Source organism: Thalassobium sp. R2A62 (assembly GCF_000161835.1).
Lineage (GTDB): Bacteria > Pseudomonadota > Alphaproteobacteria > Rhodobacterales > Rhodobacteraceae > Thalassobium.
Window position 1 is genome coordinate 2,001,233 of the sequence record NZ_GG697169.2, and the last position, 17,958, is coordinate 2,019,190.

Below are 17,958 nucleotides of genomic sequence, written 5' to 3' on the forward strand. Positions count from 1 at the left end.
GAGAGGCCGAAGTGCCGTCACCGCGCGGGACTGGGGATCTTTAAACCGCGTGCGACGTGTTACGGACACCAGGACAGATCGGTGCAACTCGTTACGAGAAACACCTAAGTGCACCTACCGTCAGTCGTTAGGGGAAACGATCTGACTTTTTCCCTCTATGCTTTCATCTTTAAGCAAAAGCAAAAGGGCTGTGACGGACAAAACAACGCCGCCGAGGATCGAGGCATTTGGATTGACCCCATTGCGCGCAAGTTCCCAAACGATCACCCACGTTGGCACGAGATAGGTGTAAGCCATGACCTTGGCCGATGGCAGGCGCAGTGTGGCGTATTGCAACAGAACAAATGAAATCGCGCTCGCGCAAACCGACAAATACAAGAGCCCAATCCAGATATCAGATCCCAGCGATGTCCAAGGCACCGTGATCAAGTCGGACCACGCATAAACTGCGAGCCACGTCATACCCGCGAGCAGCATGCCAAAGCTAAACACAATCGGTGGCTCGCCCCTGTTCAATTTGCGGACCATCGGCGTGTAAATCCCGTGGGCAATACATCCTATGAAAAAGATGCGCTCGCCCACCCCGATCTCGAACCCAAGAGCCGCGTAAATATCACCTCGAAAAATCACCCAAAGCGCGCCAACAGCTCCGATCCACAATGCGAGCGCCATGCGTGGGGTGGTCACCTGCCGCAACAACAGCCATCCAAATCCGGCGGCCATAAACGGTACCAGTGTGAAAACAGATGCCGCACTGACCGGTTGCGCCGTCTTGAGCCCTGAAAGCATCGTCACGAAATAGCAGGCGAACAGCCCGCCGATCAGAACATAGCGCCATGGCGCAGCCATCCACCCCTTGGGGAAGCCCGTGGTCAGCAAGGCGACCGGCAACAACAGCGCGGCTGCAATCGCAAATCGAACCGCGTTTAGCGCCGCAGGTGGAATTTCATTCGCGATCGTTGATCCAAACGAAAATGATCCCGCGACGAGCGTCGAAAACAAGAGCATCGCCGCGTGGCCACGCATCGCAGGTGACATATGCTAGAGACCCCACTCTTTCGCGCGGGCTTTGAGGTGGGTCAAAAAGGCCTGAACTTTGGCTGTGCGGTGCAGGTCGACGTGCGTTACCAACCAAACCGGAGCGCCCCAGTCATCTTGGCTGGGCAGTATTTCGACAAGTGTGTCGTCGTTCCGGTAAACCCAATCTGACACGAACCCAATGCCCGCGCCGTTCACGACAGCATCAATCATCGCCCGGTTGTCGGTGACGCGGTAAACGATCGCACTCTCGGGCACTGTCGCACGCATCCATTTGTGGAACGGTGCACGACTATTGTCATCGTTGTGACCGATGATTTTGTGATCCTTTAGCTGCTCTGGCTCATCTGGTTTGCCGTACTTTTCAATATACCCTTTGGACGCGACCAACCGCATGCCAAGCTTGATAAACGGTTGAACCACATTGTCAGGTTGGTCGGGGGCCGTTCCTGCGCGTATGGCCACGTGCGCCTCTCCATATTCTAGGCGCAACACCCGATCCCCCGTCAAAAACCGCACACAAACCTCTGGGTGTTCTTCTTGAAACTCAGTCAGAACAGGGGTCAACAATGGCGACAACGCATTGATTGACGTAACAACCAGATCGCCAGAGACACCCTGCCCCTGCCCTTTGATCCGTCCCATCAGTTGTGAAAACTGATCATCGGTAATTTGGGCCACGCGCAAGAGGTCTGTGCCAGCCTCGGTGGCCGTGTAGCCGCGCGCATGACGTTGGAACAGTTTCGCACCCAACCGTATTTCTAGTGCGTCAATGTGGCGGATGACTGTTGCGTGATGAACACCCAGAACATCAGCTGCACCACTCACCGTGCCCATACGTGCCACTTGATAGGCGGTGCGCACCTCGTCCCAATTGTCCATGACGCTCTCCTGTTGAAAATCTATCTGTGCAAATTCTCACATAAGCTGTGAGATCACGCCCCTTAAGTTCGCAATTGCGGTTACCTAATTCAAGGGTGTCCGGCCGATTTGGGTCGGTTTCCTACTCAAGGGGCCCAAAATGACAAAAACAGTTCTTCGCATCGACAGTTTGGCCCGCATCCAAGGGTCGGTTACCCGCTCACTTACTGATCAAGTGCTCAAACAATTAGCGCCCGAAAAGACGATCACCCGTGACATCGGCCGCTTTGCCGTACCCCAAATCAACGAAGCTTGGGTCACGGCCCGGATTAAACCCGAACAAGAGCGTGATCCCGAAGAGGCCGAACTGCTCGAAATTTCGGACATGTTGGTCGCAGAACTGCAAGAGGCCGACAAGATTGTTATTGGCCTGCCAATCTACAACTTTTCAGCGCCAGCGGCACTCAAGGCTTGGATCGACCAAATTGCACGTGTCGGCATAACCTTTCGCTATACAGACAACGGACCTATTGGCCTGTTAAAGGGTAAGCGCGCGATTATCGTGATGGCATCTGCCGGCGTCCCCCAAGACAGCCGCGCCGATCTCGCGACACCGTATCTACGGTATGTTTTGAACTTTGTCGGCATCACCGACATCGAGGTGGTGGCCGCAGACCGCCAAGCCACAGACCTAGAGGGCGCAGTAAAAGGCGCACAAATGGCGATCACAACTCTTGCCGCCTAGCACATTGTAGGCTGCCGTTTGCGTGGCAGCCCCAACCTTGCTTGACTCAAGCCCCACTGAGGCCTAAATGCACACTACATTCCGGAAGCAGTAGCCTTCCGGTCCCTGAATGTTCAGGGATCGCCCCCCACCAGCGAGTTTCGCCCGTGGGGGCATTTGTGTATTTTCGCCCCTGTTCCCATATGAACAGGAGACCGCAACCGGCAGCAAAGGGCCGCAGATATGTTTGGAAGTCTCTCAGACCGCCTATCAGGCGTTTTCGACAAGCTCACCAAACAGGGTGCGTTGTCCGAGGATGACGTCAAAACCGCCCTGCGCGAAGTGCGCGTTGCGTTGCTCGAGGCCGATGTCTCGCTTCCGGTCGCGCGCGATTTCGTCAAGGCGGTTCAGGACAAGGCAACCGGTCAAGCGGTCACCAAGTCAGTCACCCCTGGCCAGCAGGTTGTAAAGATCGTTCATGATGAATTGATCCACGTGCTGACAGGCGTAGGTGACCCCAGTGCGTTGAAAATTGACAGCCCGCCCGCACCGATCCTGATGGTCGGTCTGCAGGGTTCGGGTAAAACCACAACAACCGCAAAACTGGCCAAGCGTCTCAAGGACCGCGAAGGCAAACGGGTTTTGATGGCGTCGCTCGACGTGAACCGTCCTGCGGCGATGGAACAGCTGCAAATTCTGGGTGCACAGATTGGTGTCGACACCCTGCCCATCGTCAAGGGCGAAGACCCCGTCGCAATTGCCAAACGCGCCAAGACCCAAGCGTCGCTAGGCGGCTATGACGTCTATATGCTGGACACCGCCGGCCGTTTGCACATCGATCAAGAGCTGATCGCGCAGGCTTCAGCGGTTCGCGATGTCGCAAACCCACGCGAGACACTGTTGGTTGTTGACGGCCTGACGGGCCAAGACGCGGTCAACGTCGCAGAAGAATTCGATAATAATATTGGCGTCTCGGGCGTTGTCCTGACACGTATGGACGGTGACGGTCGCGGTGGTGCGGCTCTGTCGATGCGGGCCGTAACAGGCAAGCCGATCAAATTCGTCGGTCTCGGCGAAAAGATGGACGCGATCGAGGAGTTCCACCCCGAACGTATTGCGGGCCGTATCCTTGGCATGGGCGATATCGTCAGCCTCGTCGAAAAGGCCCAAGAGACCATCGAGGCCGAACAGGCCGAACGCATGATGAAGCGGTTCACCAAGGGCCAATTCAACATGAACGATATGAAAATGCAGCTCGAACAGATGCTCAAAATGGGCGGCATGGAAGGCATGATGGGGATGATGCCCGGTATGGGCAAAATGGCGAAGCAGGTCCAAGATTCTGGTTTCGACGATAGCATCCTGAAACGTCAGATCGCGCTGATCGGGTCGATGACCAAACGCGAGCGCGCGAACCCTCAATTGCTTCAGGCGAGCCGCAAGAAACGTATTGCCAAGGGCGCAGGCCTCGAAGTGTCCGAGCTCAACAAACTTCTCAAAATGCACCGACAGATGGCTGACATGATGAAGAAGATGGGCAAAATGGGCAAAGGCGGCATGCTCAAGCAAGCGATGAAGGGCATGATGGGCAAGGGCGGCATGCCAGACATGAACGACCCCGCAGCGATGGAAGCAGCAGCAAAACAGCTTGGCGCGAAAATGCCCGGCGGTTTGGGCGGAATGCCCGGAATGGGCGGCGGCGCTTTGCCCCCCGGCCTGTCGGGGTTCGGCAAGAAAAAATGACGACCACACTCACCATCCCCACGCTCAAAACAGAGCGTTTGACGTTGCGCGCGCCACGGATCACAGACTTTGACGTCTTTGATGCCTTCATGGCGTCCGAGCGTACAAAATATGTCGGCGGCCCCTATACGACCGAGCGCGCCCGCGCGCGTGCGTTTGGTCACGCGGCGGGGATGTGGATGTTGCGCGGCTACGGAAACTTTGTCATGTGCCTCGACGATGACGCCCCTCTTGGGATGCTCGGCCCGTGGCACCCGCTTGAATGGCCAGAGGCCGAATTTGGTTGGGCGCTCTGGGATCCAGCAGCCGAAGGCCACGGGTATGTCACAGAAGCCATGCGCACAATTATCCCATGGGGATTTGAGGCAATGGGTATCGAGACGGCAGTATCTTATGTGGATGCCCCCAACACAGCATCAGCCGCAGTCGCCAAGCGGCTTGGCGCGACCTTTGATCCTGTCGCAACGCAAGCGCTGAATGCTGATGGCGCATTTTTCCATGATCCAGACGGTCACGAAGTACAGGTCTGGCGTCACCAAGAAGGAGCACTGGTATGACGGACGCAGTCACCCGCGCCGCAGAGGTGCTAAAGAGCCACCGCGAGAGCATCGACCGGCTCGACGCGATCCTCGTCTACACATTGGGCGAGCGCTTCAAACACACTCAGGCTGTGGGGAAACTCAAAGCCGAACACGACCTTCCCCCGTCTGATCCTGCGCGCGAAGCCGCCCAGATCGCACGGCTAGAAGATTTGGCAAACCGAGCCGATCTGGACCCAAAATTTGCCAAGAAGTTTCTCAACTTCATCATCGCTGAAGTCATTCAGCATCATCACGAACACCAAGATAAATCTTAAAGGAACCTAACCCATGGCTATGAAAATTCGCCTCGCCCGTGGTGGCTCGAAAAAGCGCCCATTCTACCGTATCGTTGCTGCAGACAGCCGAATGCCACGTGACGGTCGTTACGTTGAAAAGCTGGGCACATATAACCCACTGCTGGCCAAAGACGACGAGAGCCGTGTTCAGATGAACATGGACCGCGTAAACTACTGGCTCGGTGAAGGCGCACAGCCTACAGACCGTATCTCTCGTTTCCTCGAAGCCGCTGGCGTCATGGAAAAGAAAGAGCGCGCAAACATGAAGAAAGCCGTTCCAGGCAAAAAAGCCCAAGAGCGTGTTGAAGAGAAAGCAGCGAAAGCAGAAGCCGCAGCCGAAGCTGCAGCCGAAGCAAAAGCAGCACCAGCAGAAGAGGCTCCTGTAGAAGAAGCCACTGCTGAAGAGTAAGCCTAGGCTTGCGCGCCGTCCCTGATTGGGGCGGCGCATCCTTTTATGTTCTGGCTCGCACGCAAAATCCTAATCCCAGTTGCCGCATTTGCGGGCGGGATGTATTACCAGTCAACGCTGGGCAGCGATCGCTGTGCTGAGGCGGGTGGCGCGCAACGCGCAGGAATTTGTTGGACTTCTGAATGAGCGATAAAATCACAATCGGTACGCTTGGCGGCTCTTTCGGGGTTAAAGGCGAAGTGCGGCTCAAGAGCTTTTGCGCAGACCCGCAAGACATCGAAGCCTACAGCCCTTTGACCACACCGGATGGGGTCGCCTTTGACGGCCTAACCCTGACTGGACGGTTAAAGAACGGGTTCTCGGCGCGGCTACTTGGCGTTGAAACCAAAGAACAAGCCGACGCATTGCGTGGCACCGAATTGCAGGTGGATCGCGACGCGATGCCGAACCTGCCTGATGACGAATATTACTATACAGATCTGATGGGGCTCGAAGTGCGCGACACCGGCGGCACCGTTTTGGGCACAGTGAAATCTGTTCAGAACCACGGCGCCACTGACCTGCTAGAAGTCCTACCATCCACCGGTGGTGAGACGATCCTGTTGCCGTTCACGATGACCTCGGTACCGACGGTCGATCTGACCGCAGGGCGGATCATTGCAGACCCGCCCGACGGGCTGTTTGACTAAACCTTAGCCCTCGATCATATCGACGCGCGTTGCATGACGCCCGCCTTCAAACTTTGCATTCAAAAATGCATCGACAATATCCAGCGCAAGACCCTCGCCAACGACGCGCACGCCCATCGAAAGCATGTTTGCGTTGTTATGCTCGCGGATCATCCGTGCAGAAAACGTATCCATGCAAACACCGCACCGAATGCCCGGCACTTTGTTCGCGGCCATCATGATACCCTGCCCCGTGCCACACAGAATGATGCCTAGCTCGCAATCGCCCGACGCCACACGTTCGGCTGCGGCTTGGCCATGTTTTGGGTAATGGGTGCTCTCGGATGTGGTTGGGCCGATATCAACGACCTCGTATCCTAGCGCTTGGATGTGCGCTGCAATCTTGGGACGCAGATCCAATGCGGCGTGATCGCTGGATAGAACAATGCGGGTTGCCATAAGCCGTTTCCATTTCTTTGAGGTCAGTCATCACCGCGTAGCATGTGCGCGCGGCCCCTCAAACCCCCAAGAACCGTCGCGCGCCTAAAATCACACCTGCGGCACGATGTTGTTTGCGCCAATGAGCGACCGAAAACTGTGTCGGCAATGCTGCCCATTGTTCGACCCAAGCCGCGCCTAGGTAATATCGCAATCCGCCGTCACCGCGAATGTCATGCCCGTATCCACGCACAAAGGCATCCATGTCCGCGCCAACAGCTATCTGCCCCACGCCCAGAGCATCTTCTTGGTAGAACTGAGCCACGATTTCGATCCAAAATCGTGCAAGGTCGGGCCCCAACGTAGCAACCTTGGATGGGCCAAAATCATAGCCTGTCACCGTATCGGCAGAGATCATCACATTCCCGATATGCAGATCCCCATGGCGCCAACCGCTGAGCGTTTCCGCACCCGCCGCAGGGGTCAGGCCACGCACTGTATCTATTGCCTGCTTCAGAAGATCGGGCTCAGCAAGCTGTGGCACTCGCGCCTCGATGTCATGCAGTTTGTTGCGTATGCCCTTTTTCCAAACGCCGCGTTTTGGGTGCGCGTTTGGATCTTGGAACGCAGCACACCACTTGCCCATCCTAGTAAAGAGCGCCGCACGTGCAGGATCATCATAAAGACAATCCAGCAATGCCACCTCAAACCCCTGCCCCGCGATCGCAGCTAACAAGAATACTCGATCGTCGTCGCTGAACCCCAACACCTGCGGCGCCGCGATACCATCGGCTGGCGACAGCCGTGAATGGGCGTTCTCTTGGGCCGCAACCATCGTTTGAAAATGATCCAGATCGGTTGGGCTTAGGATGTGTTTGCTAACAACGCCTACGCCGTCATTGCCGCTCCACATCAGGACGATCCGTTCGCCGCGATCCCCAAACCTTGTGTGCAAAACCGTAGGCTTGGCCTCTCCCAGCTCAACGCCCGCAGACTTGCCAGTGGCGCGCGCATCTGCGATGGCACGTTGCATGGTGGGATGGCTCAGCTTCATTCTCTGTCCCCGATCAATGCCCGCACGTTAGTGGATCGTCGAACTGATGCAAAGAAAACCCGACCCGAGCAAGTCCCATGGCCGCAAGTCCATCAGCGCGACCCTAAAGCCACGCGAGCTCATGGAAACCAACCCCGAATTGGCAGGCGTCTGGTCGGCCAAGATCATAACGTTGTTTCCCGATGCGTTCCCGGGGCTGCTGGGCGAGAGTCTGACCGGCAAAGCGCTCAAAGACGGGCTGTGGCAACTCGACACCGTAGACCTGCGTCGCTTTGGCGAAGGCAAACACCGCAAAGTTGATGATACCCCTTCAGGAGGCGGCGCTGGCATGGTGTTGCGCGCTGATGTTGTGAGCCGCGCCATCGACACGGCCCAACGCCGCAGCAAACGCCCGTTGATCTATCTTAGCCCGCGCGGCGTGCCGTTCACCCAAGCCATGGCCCAAGAGTTAAGCCAGACCGAGGGCGTGACCCTGCTTTGCGGCCGTTTCGAGGGAGTGGATGAACGTGTTCTCGAACACTACGACATTCTAGAGGTCTCGATGGGTGACTACGTTCTGACGGGTGGCGAGCTACCTGCGATGACCCTGATCGACGCATGTGTGCGGCTGCTGCCCGGTGTTTTGGGGAACGCTGACAGCGCTGTCGAAGAAAGCCATTCAAACGGGCTGCTAGAGCATCCGCAATACACCCGGCCCACCGAATGGGAGGGCCGCACAATTCCAGACGTGCTAACCTCTGGCAATCATGGCAAGGTCGCCAAGTGGCGACGCGATGCCAGTGAAAAGTTGACTCAAACGCGACGACCTGACCTCTGGGTAAAGCATACCAAAAACTAGGCGGGAGCCAGATACAAAGTGACCCGATTAAGCGACTTCAAAATACTGGCGTTCGACGTCTATGGAACACTCATTGACTGGGAAAGCGGTATGGTTACCGGCCTCAAGCCTCTCACGGATAAGGTCAGCCGCAACCTGACCCGTGACGACATTCTCGAGGCCCACGCCTATCACGAGTCCACCACCCAACGCTGGACCCCTTCCAAAGTTTATAGCGAACTGCTCGCCGTCGTATATCGTCGCCTTGCCGAAGAATGGGACGTCGATGTCACATGGGAAGAGTGCGTCGCTTACGGATTGTCCGTGCGCCAATGGCCCGCCTTTGACGACAGCCGCGAGGCGCTCGCCTATCTCAAACACCATTACAAACTGGTGGTTCTCACAAACACCGACAACACCAGCTTTTCCGGATCGAACGCACGACTGGGTGTACCCTTTGATGGCGTGTACACGGCCGAAGACGTCGGCAGCTACAAACCTGCTGACCGCAACTTCGACTATATGCTCGAAACTCTCGCGCGACGTGGCATCCAGAAATCAGATATCCTGCACACAGCCGAGAGCATGTTCCACGATCATGGCCCCGCCCACCGCTACGGCCTGTCGAATTGCTGGATTTACCGCCGCCATGACAAAGACGGATTTGGCGCGACAATGAACCCGGGCGACATGCCGCGCTATGATTTCTGCTTTAACAGCATGGCTGAACTCGCAGAGGCCCACAAAGCCGAGCAAAAACAGAGCTAGCGCGCCATGCCTATTGCTTCGACGCATATTCCGACCTATACCGCGCGAGTTCACGACTGAAACGAGTCGCTGGACCTGTTTTGTATGGCTCCGATCTCTTCACCGGAAACCCGCGAAATAGCATAATGTAAGGCCGTGATATCTCTGGTGGGCGACGCGTTCGACCCGACGAAGACCATAGCTCTGGCAGCCCTCACCGCGGAACAAACCGCGAGAACAGTAAGGAGCGTTTCAGATGGACCTGATCGCACAATTGGAAGCTGAGCACGTCGCTGAGCTGGCCAAAGACATTCCAGATTTTAAAGCGGGTGATACCATCCGCGTTGGTTACAAAGTGACCGAGGGTACGCGTACCCGTGTGCAGAACTACGAAGGTGTCTGCATCTCCCGCAAAAACGGCAAGGGCATCGCTGGCGCATTCACTGTGCGCAAGATCTCCTTTGGCGAAGGCGTTGAGCGTGTATTCCCGCTGCACTCGACCAACATCGACAGCATCACTGTTGTACGCCGTGGCCGCGTTCGTCGCGCCAAGCTGTACTACTTGCGCACACGTCGCGGTAAGTCCGCACGTATCGCTGAGCAGACAAACTATTGCGCGCCCAAGGCGCAAGCAGAAGGATCGCTGTCATGAAAAAAGATACACATCCAGAGTACCACACGATCAAAGTCAAAATGACTAATGGCGACGTGATCGAGATGAAATCCACTTGGGGTTCTGAGGGCGACCAGATCGCACTGGACATCGACCCAACTGTGCACCCTGCTTGGACTGGTGGTAACACACGTCTGATGGACACAGGCGGTCGCGTCTCCAAGTTCAAGGCGAAGTACGAAGGTCTTGGCTTCTAAGCCGACCCTCTTATTTTCAAATTTTGACGCCGCTCCGATCCTCGGGGCGGCGTTTTTCGTTTACGGATCGGTGGAAATCACCGCTGCGACGCTTGTTATTTGCCCACCGCGGCCACACGGTTCCGCTTTCCTTGGCACCGGCACCACCATATAGTCGCGTCAAAGGATCAGGGGTCGGGCATGGCGCATATTATTGTTGTCGGAAATGAAAAAGGCGGGGCTGGCAAGTCGACCGTCTCGATGCATGTGGCGACCGCTCTGGCGCGGATGGGTCATATGGTCGGCACGCTCGATCTAGACTTACGGCAGAAAACGCTGGGCCGCTATGTCGACAACCGAAACGCATTTCTTGCTGAAAAAGGTATCAATTTGCCGACGCCAGCCTACCACGATTTGCCAGAAATTGATCAGTCCACGCTCAAACCCGGTGAAAACATCTATGACCATCGGCTCAGCGCTGCTGTCGCCGAGCTTGAGCCCGACAACGACTTTATCCTGATCGATTGCCCCGGCTCGCATACGCGCCTGTCGCAAGTGGCGCACAGCCTCGCAGATACGTTGATCACCCCACTCAACGACAGCTTTATCGATTTTGACCTGCTCGCTCATGTTGACGCCGATGGTGAAAAAATCAAAAGGCCGTCGGTCTACTCGGAAATGGTATGGCAGGCCCGTCAATTACGCGCTCAAGCGGGGCTAGAGCCCATCGATTGGATTGTTGTGCGCAACCGTATGGGTGCCCAGAACATGGTAAACAAAAAGAAGATGGAAGCCGCCATCGAGACACTGTCACGCCGTATCGGGTTCCGCACGGCACCCGGCTTTAACGAGCGGGTCATTTTCCGAGAACTGTTTCCACGTGGTTTGACGTTGCTTGATCTAAAAGACATCGGCGTCAAAGGGCTGAACATGTCCAACGTTGCTGCACGCCAAGAATTGCGCGACCTGATCAAATCGTTGGACCTGCCCAATGTGACGGTCGATTTCTAGCTGGTCATCAAGTCAGAGAAATTATGAGTGCGTTGCCGTGGGCGAATGAACCACACCATGATCATCATCCGCAGCATGATCATGACAAAGATACTTCCACCAATCATCCAAGCCATCAGAGCAACCGCGTCGGCATCACCAGACGCCGCTAACATTGCCTTGGCCAAGGACCATTGCGCGATCGGAGCTACGTCAATGTCCCACATCGCTTTGTCGGCGTCAGCTGTTTCAGGGATCAATGCCTTGACCGCTGCTGCGGCGAGCCGTTCTTCAGCAGACAAGACCTGGACTGTTTCAGTTGACGACGTAGCACCTGCAACAAGTGTATAAACTGTCGATCCCAGCACCAGAACAAAGATGCCCAAGATGCCTGCGAATGCCAATTTGCGCAGCTTACGTGCCATCGTAGTTGGAGCGCGCGGCGTCCGTACCACCGGCTCTGGCTGTTCCGCCGCCACAACGGGTGCAGGTTGCTGCATCTTTTGTTCAAGCCGACGTTTCCAATCAGGCAAATCCTCGTCGGTCATACGGGACAATGCGCTGCTGTCTTGTTGCGCCAATTCGGCCACACGCGCATCGGGATCAATCGGCATAAACTGTGGGACCACGCTCGGAAGCGCGTCTGTCTCAAGCGGTTCTTTTACCTTCTTTGGTCGTGTGCCGCCGCCCAAAATCGCGAATTTGAAGAGAACAAACAACGCGATCGCACCGACTGCTTTGATCGCCAACGCAAAGAACGCTACCTCGGACTTGGGCTTTGCCACCAGCGCGGCCTCACGTCCCTCAGCAAAGGGTTTAAGGATCAACGCCTTACCCGGCAGCGTGCGGTTCCGGTCCTCGAACGCACCATCAACAACATCGTCCAATGCACCCTTGCCACCAGCAAATCCATTGAGAACAACAATCGGACCAAACTCGCCAAATCCTTCGATCTGATCGAACAAGAATTCAGTATCCATCGTGCCAAAGTCCAGATCACGAGGCGCATGCAACATAATGCCATGAACAGGTGCTGGACCCTCAAGCGCATCGGCATTCAGTTGGGCGCGTAATCCAACTTGTTCGCCATCAAACATTGCACGATCATCCTCGACCGCGATTAAGGGGATCATATAGCCCAGCTTGTCGCGCGTCCGGTCCTCTTGGGTTAGGCGGTATTTCATTGTCATATCGAGCTGCGCACGCACGCGTACCTCGCGGGCATCATTGCGGTGCAAGCTGCGATCATAGTCTTCGATGTTCACGATGGGCGGAGGCCCTTCGGCCAACGCGCGCGCTTTGTCAGCGCGGCTGTCGTTGTCTGCAATCTGAAGAAAGTATCCGGCCGCCGCGACCAAGATCGCAATAACCAACAGCCCCAATGGGCCCATACGAAAGAAGTAATAGATCGCGGAAAAAATCGCCTGCATCGTGTCCTCAAAGTCTTTTTGCTCTGAGAAATATTGCGCGCACTACTTAGGCGAGAATGGGCGAATGCCTGCCTATTTCTGGAATCACCCACCCACACGCAGGACAATCTTGCCGATATGCCCCGAACTTTCCATGTAGGCGTGCGCCTTGGCGGCGTCATCCAGATCGTATGTGCTGTCCATGACAGGTGCCATTTGACCATTGGCATATAGCGGCCAAACATGTGTACGCAGATCACGGGCTATGGCAGCTTTGGCCAGATCGCTCTGTGGTCGCAGGGTCGATCCAGTGATCGTCAAACGTCGCGTCATCATTTGCACAAAATTCAGCTCAACCTTTGGGCCTTGCAAAAACGCGATCTGGACCAAACGACCATCATCAACGAGGCATTTGAGATTGCGGGGGATATATGACCCACCCACCATATCGAGGATCAGATGGGCGCCGCCATGGTTACGCATGACGTCAACGAAATCCGCATCACGGTAGTTGACCGCGACCTCGGCCCCCAAATCTAAACAGGCCTGACATTTTGCGTCTGACCCTGCAGTCGTAAAGACCCGCGCACCCAATTGTCGACCAAGCTGGATTGCCGTTGTTCCGATACCCGACGACCCACCGTGCACCAAGAACCGCTCGCCAGCTTGCAAACCACCGCGTGTTACAACGTTGGACCACACGGTAAAGATATTCTCGGGCAAGCATGCGGCCTGATCCATTGCCATCCCGGCGGGAATGGGCAAACAATGCGCCGCTGGTGTCGTCACATATTCCGCATATCCGCCACCAGGCAGCAATGCGCATACCTTGTCACCGATGGACCAATCCGTGACCCCTTCGCCAACGGCCACCACCTCGCCAGATGCCTCGAGGCCGGGCAAGTCGCTGGCCCCTTTGGGTGGGTTATAGAGACCCGCCCGCTGCAACGCGTCTGGGCGGTTCACGCCCGCAAACGCAACACGGATCAAAACCTCACCCATTCTGGGTTGCGGTATCTCGCGTGCCGCTGGGGTCAGCATCTCTGGACCTCCAGCCTGTGAAATCTCAACAACGCGGGCGGTTTTAGGAAGTCTCATTTCAGGTCCTTATTCTGGCGCTGTCCAGCGACCGGGAACATCGTTGCGCGGTGACGCAGTTGGCGCCTTGATGTTGCGGGTGAGCCGGCTCAACGGACTGGCAAGTTGGGCCACAAGCGGGTTCACTTTGAATTTCTCAAACTGCATAACGTTCTCGATCCGACGATCAATGAACGCACGCGTGGCTTGGTGATTTAGGCTATCGTCGCCCAACCAATACAGCACGACCGAGCCGTACACACCGCTAAGAGTGGCGCGTTTTGTGTACCAGTTCACGTCTTCCGATGTGTCCCCCAGCGCGGTCCAGATCGCATCAGCGGTGCCCCAGATCAAACGGGCGCCATCGCCTGCGTAGATCGGCAACGCGAATAGGGTTGTTCCGCGGCGCACCAATTCCTTGTCATCAATCGCCGAGAGCCGCAGCCAGATCGCATGGGCAACCTTGTCGCGAAATCGAAGGTCGGCAAGGTCGGCATCGGCCAAATCCGCGACCATTTGTGCGTCGCCCAATTCATGAAAGGCCACGGTCAAATCCACTGCACCACGTGGGCACATCTGTTTGGCTGTGTCAGGATCAACCCCCGAATCTTTGATAGCCTCGGCAAAGGTTTCCGGCGACCAACCATCAAACGGCACATGCGGGATCGCGGCCTTTAACAACTGTCGTTTCAACGGATCACTCATCAGCACGCTCCTCTGGTGGATATACTAGACAACATAGGGACGCTTTGCTATACGGCCACTTCCTGCAATCATGCAAATTCAACTTAGAGAGGTGGTGAAAACCACATGCAGGTTAGTGTTCGTGACAACAACGTTGATCAGGCGCTTCGTGCCCTGAAGAAAAAGCTACAGCGTGAAGGCGTCTTTCGCGAGATGAAGCTCAAGCAACATTTTGAGAAGCCGTCCGAGAAAAAGGCGCGCGAGAAGGCCGAGGCCATTCGCCGTCAGCGCAAGCTGGCTCGGAAGAAAGCACAGCGCGAGGGTATGCTCTAAGCATCTCTTGAGCCAAATAGATTGCCCCCGGTGCCTTGCGCATCGGGGGCTTTTTTATGTCCCGCCCTAGGTTTGATTGACCGGCATCGCCGTGGTCTTAAACACGGTTCGCAGTGCAAAGGACGACTGCATCTGCGCGACCCCTGGCAATGTCGCAAGGCTGCTGCGGTGAATACGCGCGAAATCCTCGGTATCGCGTGCAACCACCTTGAGCAGATAGTCCGCCGTGCCTGCCATCAGGTGACATTCTAACACATCGGGTATCCGTGCGACGGCTCGCTCAAAGGCATCCAGAACTTCATCCGCTTGGCCCGACAGTGTGATCTCGACAAACACGGTTGAAGGACGCCCGATCATACGCGGATCAACCAGCGCGACGTAGTCCTTAATGAACCCAGACTTTTCCAACCTTTGAACCCGCCTGTGGCAGGCCGACGGGGATAGGTTCACCTTTTCAGAAAGGTCTGCGTTCGACATACGACCGGCACGTTGCAGCACCTCGAGCAGACGACGGTCAATTCCATCAAGTTCCATAAACGCGCACGATCCTTCAAAGATATCTTAATTTTACGCTCATTATCACCGATGTTAGACGCTAACCCAATAGGCTATTTCGTAAGACATTCTTTGCGAACAGGCGCAGTGTTGTCGGTGTATTCGCCCCAAAAACACGACACAAAGAAGGAACATCCCCATGCATATCGGCTGCCCAACAGAAATCAAACCACAAGAATTTCGCGTTGGTATAACACCCAATGCCGCCCTCGAGGCTATCGCACATGGTCACACTGTCACGATCCAGACAGGCGCTGGTCTAGGTGCCGGTTTTGATGACGCTACCTATAGTTCAGTGGGCGCGCAGATTGCGGCGACCGCATCCGATGTCTTTGCGGCAGCCGACATGATTGTAAAAGTCAAAGAGCCTCAGGCAGCCGAGCGTAAGATGCTGCGCGAGGGGCAAATCCTGTTCACCTATCTCCACCTCGCGCCAGACCCCGAACAAACACATGATCTGATGGAAAGCGGCGCAACCTGCATCGCCTACGAGACGGTGACAGATGCCGCGGGTGGTTTGCCATTGCTGGCGCCTATGTCCGAAGTCGCAGGCAAGCTTGCCCCGCAAGTTGGTGCATGGACCTTGCAAAAGGCAAACGGCGGTCGTGGCGTTTTGATGGGCGGCGTACCAGGGGTCGGGCCCGCGCGCGTTGTTGTCATTGGCGGTGGCGTTGTTGGCACCCACGCAGCACGGGTTGCCGCAGGTATGGGGGCTGATGTCACGGTTCTCGATCGGTCGCTGGCTCGGATGCGCTACGTCGACGATGCTTTTGGCGGACAGTTCAAAACGAGCTACGCAAATGCAGGCAACACCGCCGAGTTGGCCGCCGAGGCGGACATGATCATCGGGGCCGTCCTGATCCCCGGTGCGGCCGCACCCAAATTGATCAGTCGCGATCAACTGAGCACACTTAAGACTGGGGCGGTTCTGGTTGACGTCGCTATCGACCAAGGTGGATGTTTCGAAACCTCTCGCGCCACAACCCACCAAGACCCGATCTACGAAGTAGACGGCATCATGCACTATTGCGTGGCCAACATGCCGGGCGCCGTTGCGCGGACATCGACGATCGCGCTGGGCAACGCCACGATGCCATATATGCTGGCACTAGCCGACAAAGGATGGAAACAAGCCTGCCAAGACGATCCGCATCTTTTGAACGGTCTGAACGTACATGCTGGGCAATTGACGTATTTCGCAGTGGGCAAGGCGCTGGGGATCGATGTCCTGTCGCCTAGCATGGCGCTCAAATCTTAAAACCGGTTTGGGGCCATTCGCCTCTAAACACCCGTGAGTTAGACAACAAAAATGGCCCGCCGATGACGACGGGCCTTTCTCTATTTCAAATCGCGTAACGCTTACTTTTTCAGAGCGTCGCGGATTTCTGTCAGAAGCTCTTCCTGAGTAGGACCAGCTGGTGCCGCTGGAGCTTCTTCTTCTTTTTTCTTCATCTTGTTCACCGAACGAACGAGCATGAATACTACGAAGCCAATGATGAGGAAGTTGATGATCGCCATGATAAAGCGGCCATATGCGAAGACCGCAGCGCCAGCTTCTTCAGCTTCGGTGATCGAGCCGTACTCGCCGTCGCCCAACACAGCATACATGCCCGAGAAATCAACGCCGCCCATAAAGAGCGAGATGATCGGGTTGATCAGGTCAGCGACCAACGATCCGACGATTGCGGTAAACGCAGCACCGATGATGATACCGACGGCCATGTCTATGACATTGCCTTTGGCGATGAAATCTTTGAATTCTTTAAGCATTTGGTGTCCCCTTCTTGGCTTAAATACGCTCTGATCTGATGCCAGATGCGCGGATGAGCACAGTCATAACGGTAAAACCACGCATTTCTATGGCTTTTTTTGATCCAGTTCCCCCCAGGTTGAACAGGCGAGACAAGTCTTGAAGGAGGCCCGACCGATGACAGTCCTCGCTGATTTTCCGATTGATCAAAAATGGACCGCGCAAAATCCAGATGTGATCCAACTCTATTCCTTTCCAACGCCTAAAGGCGTCAAAGTGTCGATCGCGCTCGAAGAGATGGGATTGGAGTATGAAGCGCACCTCGTGACCCTGTTGGATGCCGATGTCAAAAGCCCCGAGTTCCTGTCGCTGAACCCCAACAACAAAATCCCAGCAATCATCGACCCTAACGGACCAGACGGGCCAATGGGGCTGTTTGAGTCCGGTGCGATCCTGCTCTATCTGGCCGAAAAATCTGGCAAGTTGGGTGGCTCAACTCCAGCACTGAAAGCACAGACAACCCAATGGTTGATGTTCCAAATGAGCGGCTTGGGTCCAATGTTCGGTCAAATGGGGTTCTTTTATAAGTTCGCCGGATCCGAATGGGAGGATAGACGTTCGCTCCAGCGCTACATGGACGAAGCCAAACGCCTAATGGCTGTGGTCGAGGCACAGCTCGAAGGCAAAGAGTGGATCACAGGCGAATATTCAATTGCAGACATTGCGATTGCGCCATGGCTGCGGGCGACTGGGTTCTACGGTGTGCGCGATGCCCTGAATTGGGATGCCCATCCAAACATCGCGGCCTACATTGAACGCTTCGAGGCACGACCTGCCGTCATCAAAGGGCTCAACACCCCTGCCCGACCAACCTAGGTCGGCAGCGCGCCCGTCAAAACATAACGCAAAACCTCAACAACCTGCGGCGGCTCTGA

General features: G+C 55.9%; 24 protein-coding genes. 15 read left to right on the forward strand and 9 right to left on the reverse strand.

Going from position 1 to position 17,958, the window contains the following annotated elements; all coding sequences use genetic code 11:
• Positions 1 to 120: 120 nt before the first annotated feature.
• Positions 121 to 1,038, reverse strand: coding sequence for a DMT family transporter (locus TR2A62_RS09880; protein WP_009160278.1), 918 nt, complete (start codon positions 1,036 to 1,038; stop codon positions 121 to 123).
• Between the two features lie 3 nt (positions 1,039 to 1,041).
• Positions 1,042 to 1,920 carry a LysR family transcriptional regulator gene (locus tag TR2A62_RS09885; protein ID WP_009157630.1) on the reverse strand — a complete coding sequence of 293 codons (879 nt, stop codon included), beginning with the start codon at positions 1,918 to 1,920 and terminating at the stop codon, positions 1,042 to 1,044.
• A 139-nt stretch (positions 1,921 to 2,059) separates the two neighbouring features.
• Between TR2A62_RS09885 and TR2A62_RS09890 the strand changes: the two genes are divergently transcribed.
• The 7 genes from TR2A62_RS09890 (at position 2,060) to rimM (ending at position 6,341) form a co-directional block, all read left to right on the forward strand.
• Positions 2,060 to 2,644 carry an FMN-dependent NADH-azoreductase gene (locus tag TR2A62_RS09890; protein ID WP_009158220.1) on the forward strand — a complete coding sequence of 195 codons (585 nt, stop codon included), beginning with the start codon at positions 2,060 to 2,062 and terminating at the stop codon, positions 2,642 to 2,644.
• A 222-nt stretch (positions 2,645 to 2,866) separates the two neighbouring features.
• On the forward strand, positions 2,867 to 4,366 hold the full coding sequence (gene ffh / locus TR2A62_RS09895) for a signal recognition particle protein (RefSeq protein WP_009158382.1): 1,500 nt from the start codon (positions 2,867 to 2,869) through the stop codon (positions 4,364 to 4,366).
• Entirely contained in the window at positions 4,363 to 4,923 is a 561-nt protein-coding gene (locus TR2A62_RS09900) for a GNAT family N-acetyltransferase (RefSeq protein WP_009158920.1), read from the forward strand. The genes ffh and TR2A62_RS09900 overlap by 4 nt, the downstream gene beginning before the upstream one ends.
• On the forward strand, positions 4,920 to 5,222 hold the full coding sequence (locus TR2A62_RS09905) for a chorismate mutase (RefSeq protein WP_009158787.1): 303 nt from the start codon (positions 4,920 to 4,922) through the stop codon (positions 5,220 to 5,222). Before TR2A62_RS09900 ends, TR2A62_RS09905 begins: the two co-directional genes overlap by 4 nt.
• A gap of 13 nt (positions 5,223 to 5,235) precedes the next feature.
• Positions 5,236 to 5,652: a 30S ribosomal protein S16 gene (rpsP, locus tag TR2A62_RS09910; protein ID WP_009157901.1), complete on the forward strand. Its 417-nt coding sequence runs from the start codon at positions 5,236 to 5,238 to the stop codon at positions 5,650 to 5,652.
• A gap of 45 nt (positions 5,653 to 5,697) precedes the next feature.
• Entirely contained in the window at positions 5,698 to 5,838 is a 141-nt protein-coding gene (locus tag TR2A62_RS19135) for a hypothetical protein (RefSeq protein WP_009159494.1), read from the forward strand.
• Positions 5,835 to 6,341 carry a ribosome maturation factor RimM gene (rimM, locus tag TR2A62_RS09915; RefSeq protein ID WP_009158467.1) on the forward strand — a complete coding sequence of 169 codons (507 nt, stop codon included), beginning with the start codon at positions 5,835 to 5,837 and terminating at the stop codon, positions 6,339 to 6,341. Before TR2A62_RS19135 ends, rimM begins: the two co-directional genes overlap by 4 nt.
• A gap of 3 nt (positions 6,342 to 6,344) precedes the next feature.
• Here rimM and rpiB read toward each other — a convergent pair whose 3' ends face one another.
• Together rpiB and TR2A62_RS09925 are read right to left on the reverse strand one after the other, a co-directional pair.
• Positions 6,345 to 6,779: a ribose 5-phosphate isomerase B gene (rpiB, locus tag TR2A62_RS09920; RefSeq protein ID WP_009158305.1), complete on the reverse strand. Its 435-nt coding sequence runs from the start codon at positions 6,777 to 6,779 to the stop codon at positions 6,345 to 6,347.
• 58 nt (positions 6,780 to 6,837) lie between these two features.
• Entirely contained in the window at positions 6,838 to 7,812 is a 975-nt protein-coding gene (locus tag TR2A62_RS09925) for a phosphotransferase (RefSeq protein ID WP_009157533.1), read from the reverse strand.
• 46 nt (positions 7,813 to 7,858) lie between these two features.
• Here TR2A62_RS09925 and trmD point away from each other — a divergent pair, with 46 nt between their 5' ends.
• From trmD to TR2A62_RS09950, 5 genes are all read left to right on the forward strand, one after another.
• On the forward strand, positions 7,859 to 8,650 hold the full coding sequence (gene trmD, locus TR2A62_RS09930) for a tRNA (guanosine(37)-N1)-methyltransferase TrmD (RefSeq protein WP_040820571.1): 792 nt from the start codon (positions 7,859 to 7,861) through the stop codon (positions 8,648 to 8,650).
• Between the two features lie 18 nt (positions 8,651 to 8,668).
• Positions 8,669 to 9,397 (forward strand): haloacid dehalogenase type II, encoded by a 729-nt coding sequence (locus tag TR2A62_RS09935; RefSeq protein WP_009159124.1) that lies wholly within the window; start codon positions 8,669 to 8,671, stop codon positions 9,395 to 9,397.
• A gap of 235 nt (positions 9,398 to 9,632) precedes the next feature.
• A complete protein-coding gene (gene rplS, locus TR2A62_RS09940; protein ID WP_009159829.1) occupies positions 9,633 to 10,028 on the forward strand; it encodes a 50S ribosomal protein L19 in 396 nt (131 codons plus the stop codon).
• Positions 10,025 to 10,246, forward strand: coding sequence for a 50S ribosomal protein L31 (gene rpmE / locus TR2A62_RS09945; RefSeq protein WP_009160688.1), 222 nt, complete (start codon positions 10,025 to 10,027; stop codon positions 10,244 to 10,246). Before rplS ends, rpmE begins: the two co-directional genes overlap by 4 nt.
• 180 nt (positions 10,247 to 10,426) lie before the next feature.
• Complete coding sequence (locus tag TR2A62_RS09950) at positions 10,427 to 11,236, forward strand: division plane positioning ATPase MipZ (RefSeq protein WP_009158479.1); 810 nt, start codon at positions 10,427 to 10,429, stop codon at positions 11,234 to 11,236.
• On the opposite strand, the gene TR2A62_RS09955 is transcribed toward TR2A62_RS09950, so the two are convergent.
• From TR2A62_RS09955 to TR2A62_RS09965, 3 genes are all read right to left on the reverse strand, one after another.
• Complete coding sequence (locus tag TR2A62_RS09955) at positions 11,233 to 12,645, reverse strand: hypothetical protein (RefSeq protein WP_009159004.1); 1,413 nt, start codon at positions 12,643 to 12,645, stop codon at positions 11,233 to 11,235. The genes TR2A62_RS09950 and TR2A62_RS09955 overlap by 4 nt on opposite strands.
• An 84-nt stretch (positions 12,646 to 12,729) precedes the next feature.
• Positions 12,730 to 13,722 carry an NAD(P)H-quinone oxidoreductase gene (locus TR2A62_RS09960; RefSeq protein ID WP_009157670.1) on the reverse strand — a complete coding sequence of 331 codons (993 nt, stop codon included), beginning with the start codon at positions 13,720 to 13,722 and terminating at the stop codon, positions 12,730 to 12,732.
• A gap of 9 nt (positions 13,723 to 13,731) precedes the next feature.
• Complete coding sequence (locus tag TR2A62_RS09965; RefSeq protein ID WP_009160634.1) at positions 13,732 to 14,406, reverse strand: COQ9 family protein; 675 nt, start codon at positions 14,404 to 14,406, stop codon at positions 13,732 to 13,734.
• Between the two features lie 105 nt (positions 14,407 to 14,511).
• Between TR2A62_RS09965 and rpsU the strand changes: the two genes are divergently transcribed.
• Positions 14,512 to 14,718, forward strand: a complete 207-nt coding sequence (gene rpsU / locus TR2A62_RS09970) for a 30S ribosomal protein S21 (RefSeq protein WP_009159816.1) — start codon at positions 14,512 to 14,514, stop codon at positions 14,716 to 14,718.
• Positions 14,719 to 14,784: 66 nt separating this feature from the next.
• Here rpsU and TR2A62_RS09975 read toward each other — a convergent pair whose 3' ends face one another.
• Entirely contained in the window at positions 14,785 to 15,252 is a 468-nt protein-coding gene (locus TR2A62_RS09975) for an Lrp/AsnC family transcriptional regulator (RefSeq protein WP_009159292.1), read from the reverse strand.
• A gap of 160 nt (positions 15,253 to 15,412) precedes the next feature.
• Between TR2A62_RS09975 and ald the strand changes: the two genes are divergently transcribed.
• On the forward strand, positions 15,413 to 16,531 hold the full coding sequence (ald, locus tag TR2A62_RS09980) for an alanine dehydrogenase (protein ID WP_009157970.1): 1,119 nt from the start codon (positions 15,413 to 15,415) through the stop codon (positions 16,529 to 16,531).
• Positions 16,532 to 16,632: 101 nt separating this feature from the next.
• Here the strand turns inward: ald and mscL are convergent, their stop codons facing one another.
• On the reverse strand, positions 16,633 to 17,043 hold the full coding sequence (gene mscL / locus TR2A62_RS09985; protein ID WP_009157710.1) for a large conductance mechanosensitive channel protein MscL: 411 nt from the start codon (positions 17,041 to 17,043) through the stop codon (positions 16,633 to 16,635).
• 157 nt (positions 17,044 to 17,200) lie between these two features.
• Here mscL and TR2A62_RS09990 point away from each other — a divergent pair, with 157 nt between their 5' ends.
• Positions 17,201 to 17,899: a glutathione S-transferase family protein gene (locus TR2A62_RS09990; RefSeq protein ID WP_009157385.1), complete on the forward strand. Its 699-nt coding sequence runs from the start codon at positions 17,201 to 17,203 to the stop codon at positions 17,897 to 17,899.
• Positions 17,900 to 17,958: the final 59 nt, after the last annotated feature.